Here is a 16,768-nt window from a genome sequence, read left to right on the forward strand (position 1 = left end):
GGGGCAAGGGACCTCACCCCTTCACCACCCCATACCGGGCCAAAGCCACCTGCCGCTCATGAGCATGATCCACAATAGGATCCCGAGGCTGGTGAACGGCCTTCCCCTCCACCCCCCGCAACTCCTCCACGTACCGACGCACATAATCCCCGGACGGATCGAACTTCTCCCCCTGCACAACGGGGTTGAAAACCCGAAAATAAGGAGAAGCATCAGTCCCGGACCCGGCAACCCACTGCCACCCGTGCTGATTAGAGGCCAAATCACCATCAATCAGGTGATTCATGAAGTGCCGAGCCCCCCACCACCAGGGCAGGTGCAGGTCCTTCACCAGGAAACTGGCGACGATCATCCGCACCCGGTTGTGCATCCACCCCTCCGCGAGCAGCTGCCGCATCCCGGCGTCCACGATCGGGAACCCGGTCCGCCCCTCCTGCCAGGCAGCGAACCGCCCGTCGTCCTCGTCGTGCTCCATCCGGTCGAACCGGGGGTCGTAGTTCTTGGTAGCGGTCTCCGGCCGGTGCCACAGCACGTCCGCGTAGAACTCCCGCCAAGCCAACTCGGACCGGAAAGTCGCCTCCCCCTCACCCTGACCCAACTCCGCCAACAGCGTGCGCGGGTGCAACACCCCCCACCGCAGGTAGGGCGAGAGCCGACTGGTCGCATCCAGGTCGGGACGATCGCGCGCCGTCTTGTAGTCCGGCAACCGCTCGTCCCGGAACTTCTCCCACAACGGCATCGGATCCGCGACGGCCTCACCGCCGGGGAGCTTCTCCCCACCCGACCGGGAAATCCAGTCCACAGTGGACGAATCGGTGCGGGCGGGCTCGCGCCAACCGTGTTCGGCCCAAGCCCGGCGGAACGGCGTGAACACCTTGAACGGCGTCCCGTCGCCCTTGCGCACCCGACCGGGGGCCACCGCGTACGGCGACCCGGACCGGACGAGCTCGACGTCCCCCAACGCCTCCTCCACAGCCGCGTCCCGCACCCGCCCGTAGGGCCCGTAGTCGGCGGAGACGTGCACGCTGTCCGCGCCGGCGGCGACCCGCGGCACGACCTCGACGGGGTTGCCGCGCACCACGTGCAGCCGCCCACCCAACTGCGCGTCCAACCCGCGCAGGCACCGGTACAGGTACTCGGTGCGAGCAGGCCCGGCCGAAGCCAGCAACCGGTCGTCCAGCACGAACAGCCCGAGGGCGGACGACGAACGCTCGGCGGCGCTGAGCAACGCCGGGTGATCGGCGGTGCGCAGGTCACGGCGGAACCAGATGACAGTCGGAGGAGCCACCGCCCAACGCTAGATCCGCCCACGCCCCGTCGCACAACGGAAGCGCACCCACCGCACGATCGCATGACGACCCACCCGACCAGCGGCACCACCACCCGCCCGACCCACGGCACCACCCACCCGACCCCGCGAACGACGAAGGCCCGCACCTCCACCGAGGCACGGGCCTTGTGCGCGAACGGGGCGAACTACCTCTTGTCCATCGTGAGGAAGTCGCGCTCCGCCGGGCCGACGTAGATCTGCCGCGGACGGCCGATCTTGGTGGCCGGGTCCTGGATCATCTCGCGCCAGTGCGCGATCCAGCCGGGGAGGCGGCCCAGTGCGAACAGGACGGTGAAGAACTTCGTCGGGAAGCCCATCGCCCGGTAGATCAGGCCGGTGTAGAAGTCGACGTTCGGGTAGAGCTTGCGGGACACGAAGTACTCGTCCGCGAGCGCCACCTCTTCGAGCTTCTTGGCGATCTCCAGCAGCTCGTCGTCGCCGCCGAGCTTGGCGAGGATCTCGTCCGCCGTCTTCTTGATGATCGCGGCACGCGGGTCGTAGTTCTTGTAGACCCGGTGGCCGAAGCCCATCAGGCGAACGCCCTCCTCCTTGTTCTTGACCTTGTTCACGAAGGCGGCGACGTCACCCCCGTCGTTGCGGATCTTCTCCAGCATCTCCAGGACCGCGCTGTTGGCGCCGCCGTGCAGCGGGCCGAACAGGGCGTTGATGCCCGCGGAGATGGACGCGAACAGGTTGGCCTCGGACGAGCCGACCAGGCGCACGGTCGACGTGGAGCAGTTCTGCTCGTGGTCGGCGTGCAGGATGAAGAGCAGGTCGAGGGCCTTCACCAGGTCGGGGTCGACGTCGTACGGCTCGGCCGGGAAACCGAAGGTCATGCGGAGGAAGTTCTCCACGAGACCGAGCGAGTTGTCCGGGTAGAGGAACGGCTGGCCCACGGACTTCTTGTACGCGTACGCCGCTATGGTCGGCACCTTCGCGAGGAGGCGGATCGTGGAGATCTCCACCTGCGTCGCGTCGAACGGGCTCAGGCTGTCCTGGTAGAACGTGGACAGCGCGGAGACCGCCGAGGACAGCACCGGCATGGGGTGGGCGTCGCGCGGGAAGCCGTCGAAGAACCTCTTGAGGTCCTCGTGCAGCAGGGTGTGCCTGCTGATCTTGGACGTGAAGTCGTCCAGTTGCGCCTGCGTCGGAAGCTCCCCGTAGATCAGCAGGTAGCTGACCTCGTTGAAGTTCGACTTCTCGGCGAGCTGCTCGATCGGGTACCCGCGATAACGCAGAATTCCCGCGTCACCGTCGATGTAGGTGATCTCAGAGGAGCAGGAGGCTGTGTTCACGAACCCGGAGTCCAGTGTTACCAGACCGGTTTTCGCCAGCAGTTTCCCGAGTTCGATGCCAGGCGCACCTTCGGTGGCCTGCACCAGATCCATCTCGAGCTCTCCGCCCTCATGGCGCAGCGCGACGGTACGGGTGTCGTTCGGCGCAGTCGTCGCGTCGGGCATTCAGAGTCCCTCTCACGCTAGGGCGGGGTGGCGGCATGGGCTCGACCGGTCGTGCAGGTCTCACTCGCCGGTAGGCGGATATGGGTCTCCGCACCGCAGCACCACCCCGTTGGGGTCCTGTCAGTTCTCCCACGCTAGTCGGCGGCCTGACCGCCTCGCAGCATTGGTGTGAACCGATTCCGTGAGGTGGGACCGGCATCACACGCAACTATCGCGTAATCCGCACGGTGGCCAGCGTGCACGATCCACGGGCGGACGGTGGTCGACCGACCCGTGGATGCGTTGCGCTCCACGGTAGCCCGTCCGGCACCTTTCGCCACCTCATCGGGGGTGAGAGCTAGGCCATTCTCGTGCTCGTCCGATCACCCGTCGCACACCCCCGGCACTGTGAGTGATGACACGTCACACGCTCCAGCGACGACAAACGGCATCGGGGAGCGATAGCTTTGGGAATCGGGCCACCACTCACCAGTGGGGGTCGCGACGAACCGAAGGTGCCCCGGCCAACCACGCCGGGGCGCCGAGGCTCGTCCCCGAATTTTCTCGGGGTGGAGCCGTTTCGCTACTCCACGAACGCCGCCAGCTCCTCGGTGTACGGCGGTTCGGCCCCGGCCCTCGTGCAGGTGAACGCGGCCGCGTCGCCCGCGTGGGTCAGCGCTTCCTCCCACTGCGTCGAGGTCAGCTCCCCGACGGCGGCGGCGCTCAGCGCGCCGTGCTGGTGCAGCCACGCGATCAGCGCGCCCTGCACCGTGTCCCCGGCCCCGATCGTGTCCACGACCTCGACCTTGCGCGGCGGCACCCGCAGCACCTCACCGGCGCCGGTCAGCACCGCCAGCCCGTCACCGCCCCTCGTCAGCACGATCGCGGCGGGCCCGGCGGCGGCCCACGTCCGCGCCACCTCCAGCACGGCGTCCTCGGACGCGTCCTCCGGCAGGTCGGCGAGCCACCTCGCGTCCTCCACGGACACCTTGAGCAGCCCGACGTGCGGCAGCCACGCCGCGTACCGCGCGCGGTAGGCGGCGGGGTCGTGGATCAGGGCGGCGCGGATGTTCGGGTCCAGCACGGTCAACGCGCCGCGGGCGGCCTCGCGGCGCAGCACCTCCTCGTACGCGCTCGCCCCCGGCTCCAGCACCAGCGACAGCGTGCCGAACGACACGGCGGTCACGTCGTCGGCGAGCGGGCCGGGGTCGGTCACCAGCCGGTCGGCCGTGCCCTCGACGTAGAACGAGTACCGCGCCGACCCGTCCGGTCCGATGCCGACGACGGCCAGCGTCGTCGGCTCGTCGCCGCGCTGCACCAGGTCGGTGCGCACGGCCGAGCCGTGCAGCCGCTCGACCAGCGCGTCGCCGTAGAGGTCGGTCGACACCCGCGAGAGGAAGCTCACCGGGGCGCCCAGCCTGCCCGCCGCGATGGCCACGTTGTACGGCCCACCGCCGAGGCGCGGCACCAGGTCGGCCAACCGCCCGACCGCCGTCGAGGGCGACGGGACGAGGTCGACCAACGCCTCACCAGCAACCACGATCACGCGCGTCTCCGTTCGTTCTGCAACCCGTCGAGGAGGAGTTCCCCGAGCGCCGTGAAGGCCTCCGAGTCCGTGACGCCCGCCCTCCTGGTCAGCACGCCCGTCTGGATGCCCTCGATCAGCAGTCCGGCCATCTCGGCGAACAGGGTCGCATGGACGTCGCGGAACACGCCCTCGCGGACGCCGTCGGCGATGAACGCGCGCAGGCGCTCGGCGGCGGCGCGGGCGTTGCGCTCGTAGGTGTCGCGGGTCGGCGCGAACGCGGACACGTCGGCGATGAACTGGGCGGACGCGCGGCGCAGCTCGTCGGCGGCGCCCGCGAGGTAGGTGCCGATGCGGCCCCGGACGTCGTCGACGGCGGCGACCCGCTCCTCGATCCGCTGGGCCGCGCCCTTGAAGTACCGGCCGACGACGCGGACCGCGAGCTGCTCCTTGCTGGCCGCGAGCGCGTACAGCGTGGACTTCGAGCAGTGCAGGCGGGCGGCGAGGTCGTCCAGCGTGAAGTGCGCGAACCCCTCGGCCAGCACGAGCGCCTCCAGGCGCGCGAGCAGCTCGGTCTGCCGCCCCGTCAGCGGCCTGCGGACCATCGAGGTCATGGTGCGAACTGTCCCACACGGCTAGGAGTAGTACTGGGGTACGTCCTACAGTACTGCTACCAGTACTCAACGGAGGTCGTCGATGCCCGCCGAACGCCTGCTGCCCACCACCGAGGCCGAGGACCTGATCTCGCTCGTCCGCGAGATCGCCAGGGACGAGCTGAAGCCCCGCGCGGCGGAGGCCGAGGAGCAGGAGCGCTTCCCGCGCGACGTGTTCCGCCTGCTCGGCAAGTCCGGCCTGCTGGGCCTGCCCTACCCGGAGCGGTTCGGCGGCGGCGAGCAGCCGTACGAGGTGTACCTCCAGGCCCTTGAGGAGATCGCGTCGTCGTGGATGTCCGTCGCGGTCGGCGTGTCCGTGCACGTGATGTCGGCGTACCCGCTGGCCACGTTCGGCACCCCGGAGCAGCGCGACCGCTGGCTGCCGACGCTGCTGGAGGGCGACCTGCTCGGCGGCTACGCGCTGTCCGAGACGCACGCCGGCTCCGACGCGGGCGCGCTGGCGACCCGAGCGGTGCGCGACGGCGACGACTACGTCGTCAACGGCACCAAGGCGTGGATCACCCACGCGGGCGCGGCCGACTTCTACACGCTGATGGCGCGAACGTCCGAAAAGGACATCACGTGCTTCTTGGTGGACAACGGCCCCGGCATCACCGCCGCGGCCCCCGAGCGGAAGATGGGGTTGACCGGATCCACCACCGCGCAGCTGAGCTTCGAGGACGCGCGGGTGCCCGGCGACCGGCTCATCGGCGCCGAGGGCGACGGGCTGAAGATCGCGCTGGACGCGTTGAACTCCGGCCGCCTCGGCATCGCCGCGTGCGCCGTGGGCCTCGGGCAGGCCGCGCTGGACGAGGCCGTCGCGTACGCCAAGCAGCGCACGCAGTTCGGCAAGCCGATCATCGAGTTCCAGGGCCTGGAGTTCCTGCTGGCCGACATGGCGGCGGGGGTCGAGTCCGCGCGGGCGACCTACCTGGAGGCGGCGCGGCGGCGGGATCGCGGACTGCCGTTCCAGCGGCAGGCGTCGATCGCCAAGCTCGTCGCCACGGACGTGGCGATGAGGGTGACGACCGACGCCGTGCAGGTGCTGGGCGGCGCGGGCTACACCCGCGACTTCCCGGTCGAGCGGTACATGCGGGAGGCCAAGGTGCTCCAGATCTTCGAGGGCACGAACCAGATCCAGCGCCTGGTGATCGGCCGCGCGCTCCGCAAGCTCTAGACGGTGTCCTGGTAGAACGGGTCGACCACGTCACCGACGCCGGTGGCGTGGTTGAACGTGTAGACCTCGCGGCCCTGGACGAACACCCTCAGCGCGCGGCTGAGCACGTCGAGCGGGTCGCCGGACCAGATCACCACGTCGCCGTCGAGGCCGGGCTTGAGCGAGCCGACCCGGTCGTCGAGACCCGAGATCCGCGCCGGGTTCGTGGTGATCGTGCGCAGCGCGGTCGACCGCTCCAGGCCCTCCTTCACGGCGAGGGTCACCTGGTGCACCAGGAAGTGGATCGGGATCACCGGGTGGTCGGTGGTGATCGCCAGTTCGACGCCCGCGCGCTCCAGGATGCCGGGGTTGCGCAGCGACCGCTCGCGCAGCTCGACCTTGGAGCGGGTGGTGAACAGGGGCCCGATGACGACCGGGATCCCCTTCTCCGCCAACAGGTCCGCGATCTTGTGGCCCTCGGTGCCGTGGTGGACGACGAGCCGGTAGCCGAACTCGTCGGCCAGCCGCAGCGCCGTGGCGATGTCGTCGGCGCGGTGGCAGTGCTGGCTCCACGGGATCTCGCGGTCCAGCACCCGCACCAGGACTTCGAGGGTGTTGTCGCGGTCGAACGGCTTGTTCTCCGCCGCCGCGTGCTCGCGCTTCGCCCTGTAGTCCTGCGCCCTGGTGAACGCGTCGCGGATGACCGCGGCCACGCCCTGCCGGGTCGACGGGATCTTCGTCTGGTCGCCGTAGACGCGCTTCGGGTTCTCGCCGAGCGCGCTCTTCACGCTGACCGGTTCGCGGATCAGCATCTCGTCGACGGTGCGGCCCCACATCTTGACCGCGACCGTCCGGCCACCGATGGGGTTGCCCGAACCGGGCTTGACGACGGCCGTGGTCACCCCTCCTGACAGCGCGTCGCGGAAGCCGAGGTCGTCCGGGTTGATCGCGTCCAGCGCGCGCATCCGGGCGCCGTTGGGGTCGGTCATCTCGTTGGTGTCCTGCCCCGCCCAGCCCTCGCCCTCCTCGTGGACGCCCATGTGGCCGTGGGCCTCGACGAAGCCCGGCAGCACCCAGGACCCGGCGGCGTCCACGACCTCGACGCCGTCGGGCACCTCCACGTCGGTCCCGACGGCGACGATCTTCCCGTCCTGGACCAGGACGGTCCCGCCCTCGATGGGATCCCCGTCGACCGGGACGACATATCCACCCGTGATAGCGACATTCATACTTAGCGACGCTAACGGTATTCGACGTCCTACGCCAACGGACGAACGCCCCAGCGCGCCGCCCACGACTCGCCGGGCGCCAGCTCGATGAGGTCCACCCCGGAGTTCAGCGCGTCCGGCGGGCACGTCATCGGCTCGATCGCCACCGCCCGGCCGCGGCCGGGGAACGAGTCCGGCGTGTACACCTGCACCCACTTGAACACCGCGTCGGCCCACAGCTCGACGGCCTGCTCCGGTCCGCGCAGCTCGTGGTGCACCAGCCCGTCGGGCCCCGGCTCGCACCCGCCGAACGGCGTGTCCAGGTGCACGCCCCTGAGCGAGCGCGGCGTGCGGAAGTCGAACTCCGTGCCCCCGACCGGCCGCGGCGGACCGTTGGGCACCATCGTGTCCGCGTCGAGCGGCAGCACGGTCGTCGCGGCCAGCTCCAGCGTGCAGTCGTCGCTCTCCGACAGCCCTGCCCTCGGGTACGGGTGCGTCCCGACCCCGAACGGCGTCGGGCGGTCGCCCACGTTGTGCACCCCGTGCGCCACCGTGAGGCCGTTGTCGTCCAGCGCGTAGCTCGTGGTCACGTGCAGCGGCACCGGCCACCCGGCCTGCGCCAGCACGGTCGTCTCCAGCGACACGAGCGACCCCGTGTGCTCCAGGACGGTCCACTCCGAGTGCCGGACCAGCCCGTGGATCGCGTTGCCCCGCGCGGTCTCGGTGACCTCCAGGTGCTGGACCTCGCCGTCGAGCCGCCACGTGGCCGCCGCGGTCCGGTTCGGCCAGGGGATGAGCACCGAACCGCAGCCCATCGGCGGCGGTGGCTCGTCGTAGGTCTCGACGTACGGCGCACCGCCCACCTCGAAGGATCGAAGTCCGGCTCCGGTACGAGCGATCACGGCCCGCGAGGCACCGTAGGAGATCTCCAGCATGGGCGAAGCCTAGTGGGGTGCCCGGCCTAGGCTGCGGCCATGGACGAGATCGGAGCCGTGTCCCTCCGGCCCATGACCGAGGACGAGTTCACCGCGTTCGCGGCCGAGCAGTTCGAGGTCTACGTCGCGGCGCGGGTGTCGGCGGGCGAGACCGAGTCGGTGGCCAGGGAGGTCGCCGAGGCGCAGTTCGCGTCGTTCCCCGAGCCGGGCCACCGGGTGCACGCCGTGGTCGACGGGGACGCCCGCGTAGGGGAGCTGTGGCTCGGACCAGGCCCGAACCGGCGGGCGGGCGTCGAGTGGATCTACCTGGTGCGGGTCGACGAGGCCGTGCGCGGGCGCGGGTACGGCAGGGCTGCGGTGGCGCTCGCGGAGGACGACGCGCGGGCGCACGGTGCCGTCGAGCTGGCCCTGAACGTGTTCGGCGACAACACGACGGCGCAGGCGCTCTACCGGTCGGCCGGGTTCGCCGTGCGGTCGTTGCAGATGGGCAAGAAGCTCTAGCGCGACGAGCCGGGGGCCGCTCCGCGACGCGGAACGGCCCCCGGACCACACCGGTGCGGACTACTTCGACAGCTTCTCCGGGTCGAACTCCTCGGCCTTGCCGTGGACGAAGTAGTTGATGAGCCAGAGGACGAGGCCCGCGCCGAGCAGGTACAGCGCGATCTTGTAGTCGCCCATCGGCCGACCCGAGAGCGGGCTGGCCAGGAACGCGCACGTGACGGCGCCGAGCACCGGGACCCACGTCGGGGCCCTGAAGTGCTCGTGGTCCGACTTCTCCTTGCGCAGCACCAGGACGGCGATGTTGACGATGGTGAAGACGATCAGCAGCAGCAGCGAGGTCGTGCCGCCGAGCGCGGCGATGTCCACGAAGGACACCAGGATGATCGCGATGCCGCTGGTGAAGATGATCGAGATCCACGGCGTGCGCCGGAACGGGTGCACCGTGGCGAAGAACTGCGGGATGATCCGCTCGTTCGACATGCCGTAGATCAGCCTGCTGGCCATCAGCATGTTGATCAGGGCGGAGTTGATGACCGCGAACAGGCCGATGAGCGAGAAGAGCCACAGCGGGAAGCCCGGCGCCCCCACCGTCACGACCTTCAGCAGCGCGCCGCTGCCCGCCTTCGCCAGCTCGTCGGCCGGGATCAGCAGCGACGACGTGATCGCCACCAGCACGTAGACGACGGCCGCGACGCCCATGCCCATGAGCATCGCGCGGGGGAAGATCCGGACCGGTTCGCGGCACTCCTCCGCCATGTTCACCGAGTCCTCGAACCCGACCATCGCGAAGAACGCGAGCGCGGTCGCCGACGTGATCGCCAGCATCGCGCTCTGCCCCGGAGCCGGGTCGACCTGGGTGAGGCGGCTCGGGTCGCCGTCGCCCTGGAGGACCGCCCAGATGCCGATCGCGATGATGATCAGCAGCCCGGACAGCTCGATGCAGGTCAGGACGACGTTCGCCTTGACCGACTCCGAGACGCCGCGGAAGTTGACCGCGGCCAGCCCGACGATGAACAGGATCGCGACCAGCGTCGCGGGCACCGCGATCGAGTCGGAGAAGAACTCGCGCAGCACCGCCTGGAGGTAGGTCCTGCCGAAGGCCAGCGCGGCCGACGCCGCGGACGTGATGCCCGAGCTCATCACCGCGAACGCGACCATGAACGTCAGGAACTGGATCTTGAAGGCGCGGTTCGCGTAGAGGGCAGCCCCCGCTGCCCTCGGGTACTTGCCGACGAGTTCGAGGTAGCTGAACGCCGTCAGGAAGGCGACGACGAACGCCAGGAGGAAGGGCAGCCAGAGAGCGCCGCCGATCTTGCCCGCCACGTTGCCGGTGAGGGCGTAGATGCCAGTGCCGAGGATGTCCCCGATCACGAAGAACAGCAGCAGCTTGGGCCCGATGGCCCGTTTCAGTTCCGGTTGCGCCGGTGCGCTCGTCGCGTCCGCCATGGTCCGGGAGTGTGCCCGATCACATCAACGGTGGGTAGTCGACCCGGCGCGGATTGGGCATTCCTTAAGGTTTCCCGGCCCGTCCGGACCGGCGTCGTGGCTGCTCAGCCGATTGCGCCGAGCCGCTAACGGGACTCGGGGACGGCTTCGGGGGTGTCCTCGGGCGAGTAGCGGTAGCGCCACACGGCGGGCAGGGCGAGCACCGCGAGGACGGTGAACACCACGACCAGCACCCCGCCGCCCGCGACCGCGGCACCCGGTCCGGCGATGGCGCCGGTGGTGCCGTGCAGCAGGTCGGCCAGCCTGGGCCCGCCCGCCACCACGACGATGAAGACGCCCTGCATCCGGCCGCGCATCTCGTCCGTGGCGGCGTTCTGGAGGATGGCGCCGCGGAACACCATGCTCACCATGTCGGCAGCCCCGGCGAGCGCCAGGAACACCACGGCGAGCCACAGCGACCGGGACAGGCCGAAGCCGATGATGGCCACGCCCCACGCGACGACCGAGATGGCGACGCCCGCGCCGTGCCGGTTCAACCGGGTCAGCCAGCCGGAGAGCAGCCCGCAGGCCATCGCTCCCAGCGGGACGGCGGCGAACAGCCAGCCGAGCGCCAGCCCGCCGCCGGGCGGGTCGCCGAAGGTGTTCTCGGCCATCTCCGGGAAGAGGGCGCGCGGCATGCCGAACACCATGGCGATGATGTCGAGCAGGAACGACGCCAGCAGCAGCTTCTGCATCCCGAGGTAGCGGAAGCCCTCCAGGACGTCGCGGACGCCCGCCCGGCGCGACGTGCCGCTCAGCGGCGGCATCGAGGGCAGCCGCCAGACCGCGTAGATCGTCGCGGTCAGCAGGACGGCGTCGACCAGGTAGAGCGTCGACAGGCCGACCAGGGGCATCAGCGCGCCCGCGAGCATCGGGCCGAGCACGGCGCCGAACGTCATGACGGTGCTGTTCAGGGCCACGGCCGAGGCCATCAGCTCACCGGGCACCAGCCTGGCGACGACGGCGCTGCGGGCGGGGGCGTTGAGGGCGAAGAAGACCTGCTGGAGACCGAGCAGGGCGATGATGACCCACACGGACTCGACGCGGAACGCGGCCTGGAGCCACAGCAGGACGGAGGTGGCGGCGATGCCCGCGTTGGTGACGACGAGCAGCTTGCGGCGGTCGACCGCGTCGGCGACCGCGCCGCCGTACAGGCCGAAGACCAGCAGCGGGACGAGCGCGACGGCCGCGGCGACGCCCACCCAGCCGGACGAGCCGGTGAGGTCGTAGACCTGCTTGGGCACGGCGACGGCGGTGAGCTGGCTGCCCACGGCGGTGATGATCGTCGAGACCCACAACCGGCGGTAGGCGACGATCTTCAGTGGCCTGGTGTCGATGGCGACCTTGCGCAGCAGTCCGCTCACGACTCGTTAGCTTAGGACAACTAACGAGTCGTGAGCGGCTGGAGTCGCGGACGTCACGGGGCCACGCGCTGCAACTCCCAGCCGTCGCGCCCGAGGCGGAACCGGAGCCGGTCGTGCATGCGGTCACGACGGCCCTGCCAGAACTCGACCTCCTCGGGCCGGATGCGCCAGCCGCCCCAGTGCGGGGGTACCGGGATCCGGTCGGAGTCGGCGAACTGGCGCTCGATCTTGTGCAGGGCGCTCTCCAAAGTGGAGCGACCCGACACGACGCGCGACTGCGGCGACGCCCAGGCGCCCATCTGGGAACCGCGCGGACGGCTGTTCCAGTACTCGGCGGTCTCGACCGGGCCGACCTTCTCGACGGTGCCGCGCACGTGCGCCTGCCGCTGCATGGCGAACCACGGGAACGTCGCGGAGGCGTAGCGGGTCGCCATCAGGTCGTGGCTCTTGGAGGAGGTGTAGTTGGTGAAGAAGACCAGACCCCGGACGTCGAGGCCCTTGGCGAGCACGGTCCGGGACGACGGGCGGCCCTCGGTGTCCGCCGTGGCGAGCACCATCGCGTTGGGCTCGGGCAGACCGGCACCGGTCGCCTGGTCCAGCCACAGCTGCAACTGCTCGTGCCACGTGGCGGCGAGATCGTCCTCCGTCAGCGAGCCCTGTTCGTACGACACGCGCATGGACGGCAGTGCGATATTCGTCTCCGACATCGGCGAAACCTCCCTGGGAGAGCAGGCACTCGTGGCACCCCGTGGGTGGGGACCGTACGGGTTCGGAGGCCCGCACGGAACCGCCTGGCTGGTGATCCGTCCCACCTGGATGGTCACTGTGTGTGTGATCAACTCTTCGGAATCGTGAACGTGATCGAGTCAGATGATCAGTTGACACGTGAACGCCATCCGGGGTGAACATCCAGTGCCGCGTCGAGCCGGGCTTGAGCGGTCACCGCGTCGCTCGCGAGCGAGGTCACGAGGCTGCCGCCACGCGCCAACGGAACGAGTGACCACCAATCGTGTGAAATCGCGTCGGTCGGATCTTCGCCCCAGCAAAGGACTTCAGTACCGACCACGCGACTGCCCGCCAGGTGGGCCGCGCTGGCGTCCAGTTCGGCCTCGCCGATTCGCAGCGACTGCGCCAGCAGCGGCCCCCCGTCGCGGCGGACCCGCACGCTGCTCGTCAGCGACCCCGGCCGTTCACCGGCCCTTCCGAGCACCAGCACCTCGCGCGTCCGCAGCAGCGCGCTCCCGGCCAGTTCGACGACCAGCTCGGCCTCGTGGCGAGCACGCTGGGTGACGACCGTCGGCTCCGGCACGTACTGCACGGCGGAGCCGGGCCCGGCCTCGATCCGGACGCGGGCGCGGCTCCCGCCGGGGAGGTGGCCGGGCAGCGCCAGCGTGGCCGCGACGCCCCGCAGGACGAGGTGCGCGCCCTCGCCGACCTCCACGACGAGTTCGAGGTCGTCGCCGCCGAGCGGGGCGGTCACCGAGCTGACGAGGTGCACCAGCGCTGGCTCGTTCGCGGACCTCACGCGACCGCGGTGCGGCACCAGCGTGATGGGCGCCATCGACCGCAGGTCGCGGACGACGTTGCGGCCGTCGGCGTCCCGCTCCACCACCAGGCGGGCCCGCGCCCTCACGGTGCCGCCCGCACTGCCGCGACGCCGTCACCGACCGGGCCACCCGCGCGAGCGCGGGCGACCGACCGGCCTCGCGGGTCGGGACGCGCGGAGCCCGCGCGGAACCGGTCTTCGGCTCCGCTCCCGCCGCGGCCCGCCGCGCGGAGGGCGGGGGTCAACCGACCGCCACCGCGGTGCAGTCGTGCAGCTGGGTCCGGACCCAGCCCGCCACGTCGGGCGCGTTCGGCGTCTCGACCAGCGACTGGCTGATCACCGGTAGGTCGCCGCGCATCCGGTGCGCGTCGGCCGCCATCACGACCAGGTCGGCGCCCACCAGCGGCGCGAGGTCGATCTTGTTGATCACCAGCAGGTCGGCCGTGGTGACGCCGGGACCGCCCTTGCGCGGCACCTTGTCGCCGCCCGCCACGTCGACCACGAAGATCTGCCGGTCGACCAGGCCGCGGCTGAACACGGCGGTGAGGTTGTCGCCGCCGCTCTCGATGATCACCAGTTCCAGGCCGGGGATGCGCTCCTCCAGCAGTTCCACGGCGTCCAGGTTCGCGGTGATGTCGTCGCGGATCGCGGTGTGCGGGCAGCAGCCCGTCTGCACGGCCTCGATCCGGTCGACGGCCAGGACGCCGGCCCTGCGCAGGAAGTCCGCGTCCTCCGTGGTGTAGATGTCGTTCGTCACCACCGCCAGGTTCACGGTGTCGCCCAGCGCCCGGCACAGCGCGGCCGTGAGGGCGGTCTTGCCGCTGCCCACCGGCCCGCCGATGCCGATCCGCACCGCGCGCCCCATCGGCGCGTGGTGGTGATGGGGGTCGTGCCCCGCGTCGGTGGGGTCGAAGTTGACCGGGTGCTCGTGGTCAGCTGACAAAGAGACGCACCTCTTCTCGGTGATGCCGGTCGTGCGCCTCGGCCAGCAGGTCGAGGCCGGGCGCGCCGGGTGCGGGCAGGTCCCGCGGGTCGTGGTCGGCCGTCTTCGCCGCCGTGGCGGCGACCTCGCGCATCTCGGCGGCCAGCCGCGCGATGACGGCGTTGACGCCGAAGGGGTCGAGGCCGAGCAGCCGGACCGCCGCGCTCGCCGGGCCGCTGACCGCGAGGTAGCAGACGCTCAGCGCGGCGTCGCGCGGTTCGCCGCCCGCCAGCGCGGTCAGCGCGCCGAGGACGACCGGGTGGTGCGGGCGCGGGGTGTCGGCGAGCAGCCGGTCGAGCGCGGGCGACGGCCACGCCCTCAGACCGGCCCGCGCCGTGCCCCTGCCCTGCGCCCGCGACGCCTTCCGCTGCGCGGGCGAGGGCGTGCGGGCGTCCAGCTCGGCGTCGAGTTCGAGCCAGTGGGTCCTGCCGCGCAGGACGGCGCTCGCCGCCGCGGCGGCGAACACGGCGGCCAGCTCCCCCGCCGTGCGCAGCCTGCCGACCAGGAACGAGGCCAGGTCGGCCTCGCCCGTCACGAGCCCGCGCGCGGCGGCCTCCTCCAGGCCGCCGGAGTGCACGTGCCCGCCGCCGGGGAACCGCGAGTCCGCCAGCAGCAGTCCGGAGACGTCCATCAGAACAGGAAGTAGCGCTGGGCCATGGGCAGCTCGGTCACCGGTTGCGGCTCGACGAGGTCGCCGTCGATGTGCACGGCGAAGCTGTCCGGGTCGACGCGGACCCTCGGCATGGCGTCGTTGAGCAGCATGTCCGCCTTGCCGACGCGGCGGGTGCTCCTCACCGGCAGCATCGTCCGCATCAGGTTCAACCGTCCGGCCAGGTCCGAGTCGATCGCCTCCTGCGACACGAAGTGGACGCTGCTCGCGGCGGCGGCGCTCGGGTAGGAGCCGAACATCGGGCGGGCCAGGACCGGTTGCGGCGTCGGGATGGACGCGTTCGCGTCGCCCATCGCGGCCCACGCGATGAAGCCGCCCTTGAGCACGACCGACGGCCGCACGCCGAAGAACTTCGGTTCCCACAGCACGAGGTCGGCCAGCTTGCCGACCTCCACCGAGCCGACCTCCTGGTCGATGCCGTGCGCGATGGCCGGGTTGATCGTGTACTTGGCGACGTACCGGCGGGCGCGCAGGTTCGTCTCCAGCTCGCCGCGGCGGCCGTGCATCACGTGCGCGGTCTGCCACGTCCGGATGATGACCTCGCCGACGCGGCCCATGGCCTGCGAGTCGGAGCTGATCATCGAGATCGCGCCCATGTCGTGCAGCACGTCCTCGGCGGCGATCGTGGTCGGCCGGATGCGGCTCTCCGCGAACGCCAGGTCCTCCGGCACCGACGGGTTGAGGTGGTGGCACACCATCAGCATGTCGAGGTGCTCTTCGAGGGTGTTGATCGTGTGCGGCCGGGTCGGGTTCGTCGACGACGGCAGGATGTTCGGCTCCGACACCACCTGGATGATGTCCGGCGCGTGCCCGCCGCCCGCGCCCTCGGAGTGGTAGGCGTTGATCGACCTGCCGCCGATGGCGTCCAGGGTGGACTCGACGAAACCCGCCTCGTTCAACGTGTCCGTGTGGATCGCGACCTGGACGCCGGACTCGTCGGCGATGCGCAGCGCGGCGTCGATCGCGGCGGGCGTGGTGCCCCAGTCCTCGTGCAGCTTGAACCCGCCCGCGCCGCCGACGAGCTGCTCGCGCAGGGCGTCGTCGCGGACCGTGTTCCCCTTGCCCAGCAGCATCACGTTGATCGGCATGCCGTCCATCGCGGTCAGCATCCGGCCGAGGTTCCACGCGCCGGGCGTGACGGTGGTGGCCTTCGTGCCCTCCGCCGGACCGGTGCCGCCGCCGACCAGGGTCGTGAGGCCGGACGCGAGCGCCTGGTCCACGATCTGCGGGCAGATGAAGTGCACGTGGCAGTCGATGCCGCCCGCCGTGAGGATCTTCCCGTTGCCCGCCAACACCTCCGTCGACGGGCCGATCACCAGCGCGGGGTCGACGCCGTCCATCACGTCGGGGTTCCCGGCCTTGCCGATGCCGACGATCCGGCCGTCGCGCACGCCCACGTCCGCCTTGACGACGCCCCAGTGGTCGAGGATCACGGCGCCGGTGATGACGAGGTCGGGCGCTCCCTCGGCGCGGGTGGCCACGCCCTGGCCCATCGACTCGCGGATCACCTTGCCGCCGCCGAAGATCACCTCGTCACCGGCGCCCGCGCCCCGGCTGCGGTCCTCGGTCACCTCGATGAGCAGGTCGGTGTCCGCCAGGCGGATCCGGTCTCCCGTGGTCGGCCCGAACAGCTCGGCGTACCGCGCGCGGTCGATGTGCGTCACAGTTCTCCCGCCCACTCCGGTCGCAGACCGGGCACCACGCGGCGGCCGGTGATGGGCACGAGCACGACCTCGCGCTCGATGCCCGGTTCGAAGCGCACCGCCGTGCCCGCGGGCACGTCCAGCCGCTGCCCCCACGCCGCCTCCCGGTCGAACTCCAGACCGGGGTTGACCGCCGCGAAGTGGTAGTGCGACCCGACCTGCACGGGCCGGTCCGCGGTGTTCACCACGACCAGCGCCGTCCGCGGCCTGCCGGGGTTCAGCTCCACCGGCTCGGCGCCGGGGATGATCTCTCCTGGACGCACCGCTCCCC

16 protein-coding genes are annotated in these 16,768 nt (G+C 70.9%); 2 read left to right on the forward strand and 14 right to left on the reverse strand.

Features of this window, described 5'->3' with window-relative positions:
• Window positions 1-13 precede the first annotated feature (13 nt).
• From VFZ92_RS23165 to VFZ92_RS23180, 4 genes are all read right to left on the reverse strand, one after another.
• Window positions 14-1,228, reverse strand: coding sequence for a cryptochrome/photolyase family protein (locus tag VFZ92_RS23165; protein ID WP_414719981.1), 1,215 nt, complete (start codon window positions 1,226-1,228; stop codon window positions 14-16).
• Window positions 1,229-1,476: 248 nt separating this feature from the next.
• On the reverse strand, window positions 1,477-2,790 hold the full coding sequence (locus VFZ92_RS23170; RefSeq protein ID WP_330878114.1) for a citrate synthase: 1,314 nt from the start codon (window positions 2,788-2,790) through the stop codon (window positions 1,477-1,479).
• A 562-nt stretch (window positions 2,791-3,352) separates the two neighbouring features.
• On the reverse strand, window positions 3,353-4,315 hold the full coding sequence (locus tag VFZ92_RS23175; RefSeq protein WP_330878115.1) for a carbohydrate kinase: 963 nt from the start codon (window positions 4,313-4,315) through the stop codon (window positions 3,353-3,355).
• Complete coding sequence (locus VFZ92_RS23180; protein WP_330878116.1) at window positions 4,312-4,908, reverse strand: TetR/AcrR family transcriptional regulator; 597 nt, start codon at window positions 4,906-4,908, stop codon at window positions 4,312-4,314. Before VFZ92_RS23180 ends, VFZ92_RS23175 begins: the two co-directional genes overlap by 4 nt.
• Before the next feature lie 82 nt (window positions 4,909-4,990).
• On the opposite strand from VFZ92_RS23180, the gene VFZ92_RS23185 reads away from it, so the two are divergent.
• Window positions 4,991-6,124 (forward strand): acyl-CoA dehydrogenase family protein, encoded by a 1,134-nt coding sequence (locus VFZ92_RS23185; RefSeq protein WP_330878117.1) that lies wholly within the window; start codon window positions 4,991-4,993, stop codon window positions 6,122-6,124.
• On the opposite strand, the gene VFZ92_RS23190 is transcribed toward VFZ92_RS23185, so the two are convergent.
• On the reverse strand, window positions 6,121-7,332 hold the full coding sequence (locus tag VFZ92_RS23190) for an amidohydrolase (protein ID WP_330878118.1): 1,212 nt from the start codon (window positions 7,330-7,332) through the stop codon (window positions 6,121-6,123). The two genes, VFZ92_RS23185 and VFZ92_RS23190, sit on opposite strands and share 4 nt — an antisense overlap.
• Before the next feature lie 29 nt (window positions 7,333-7,361).
• Window positions 7,362-8,246, reverse strand: coding sequence for an aldose 1-epimerase family protein (locus VFZ92_RS23195; protein WP_330878119.1), 885 nt, complete (start codon window positions 8,244-8,246; stop codon window positions 7,362-7,364).
• Window positions 8,247-8,285: 39 nt separating this feature from the next.
• Between VFZ92_RS23195 and VFZ92_RS23200 the strand changes: the two genes are divergently transcribed.
• Window positions 8,286-8,747, forward strand: a complete 462-nt coding sequence (locus tag VFZ92_RS23200) for a GNAT family N-acetyltransferase (protein ID WP_330878120.1) — start codon at window positions 8,286-8,288, stop codon at window positions 8,745-8,747.
• Between the two features lie 60 nt (window positions 8,748-8,807).
• Here VFZ92_RS23200 and VFZ92_RS23205 read toward each other — a convergent pair whose 3' ends face one another.
• The 8 genes from VFZ92_RS23205 to VFZ92_RS23240 all read right to left on the reverse strand — a co-directional run bounded on the left by VFZ92_RS23205 (window position 8,808) and on the right by VFZ92_RS23240 (window position 16,760).
• Complete coding sequence (locus VFZ92_RS23205; protein WP_330878121.1) at window positions 8,808-10,193, reverse strand: APC family permease; 1,386 nt, start codon at window positions 10,191-10,193, stop codon at window positions 8,808-8,810.
• A gap of 125 nt (window positions 10,194-10,318) precedes the next feature.
• A complete protein-coding gene (locus VFZ92_RS23210; RefSeq protein WP_330878122.1) occupies window positions 10,319-11,596 on the reverse strand; it encodes an MFS transporter in 1,278 nt (425 codons plus the stop codon).
• 53 nt (window positions 11,597-11,649) lie between these two features.
• The gene (pdxH, locus tag VFZ92_RS23215) at window positions 11,650-12,303 is read right to left on the reverse strand and encodes a pyridoxamine 5'-phosphate oxidase (RefSeq protein ID WP_330878123.1); all 654 of its coding nucleotides are present in this window, start codon (window positions 12,301-12,303) and stop codon (window positions 11,650-11,652) included.
• Between the two features lie 167 nt (window positions 12,304-12,470).
• A complete protein-coding gene (locus tag VFZ92_RS23220) occupies window positions 12,471-13,229 on the reverse strand; it encodes an urease accessory protein UreD (RefSeq protein WP_330878124.1) in 759 nt (252 codons plus the stop codon).
• 154 nt (window positions 13,230-13,383) lie between these two features.
• Complete coding sequence (gene ureG, locus VFZ92_RS23225; RefSeq protein ID WP_330878125.1) at window positions 13,384-14,085, reverse strand: urease accessory protein UreG; 702 nt, start codon at window positions 14,083-14,085, stop codon at window positions 13,384-13,386.
• Entirely contained in the window at window positions 14,075-14,755 is a 681-nt protein-coding gene (locus tag VFZ92_RS23230; protein ID WP_330878126.1) for an urease accessory protein UreF, read from the reverse strand. Before VFZ92_RS23230 ends, ureG begins: the two co-directional genes overlap by 11 nt.
• A complete protein-coding gene (locus VFZ92_RS23235) occupies window positions 14,755-16,458 on the reverse strand; it encodes an urease subunit alpha (protein ID WP_330878127.1) in 1,704 nt (567 codons plus the stop codon). Before VFZ92_RS23235 ends, VFZ92_RS23230 begins: the two co-directional genes overlap by 1 nt.
• Window positions 16,455-16,760 carry an urease subunit beta gene (locus VFZ92_RS23240; protein WP_330878128.1) on the reverse strand — a complete coding sequence of 102 codons (306 nt, stop codon included), beginning with the start codon at window positions 16,758-16,760 and terminating at the stop codon, window positions 16,455-16,457. The genes VFZ92_RS23235 and VFZ92_RS23240 overlap by 4 nt, the downstream gene beginning before the upstream one ends.
• Window positions 16,761-16,768 lie beyond the last annotated feature (8 nt).

Source organism: Umezawaea sp., from assembly GCF_036375055.1.
GTDB lineage: Bacteria > Actinomycetota > Actinomycetes > Mycobacteriales > Pseudonocardiaceae > Umezawaea.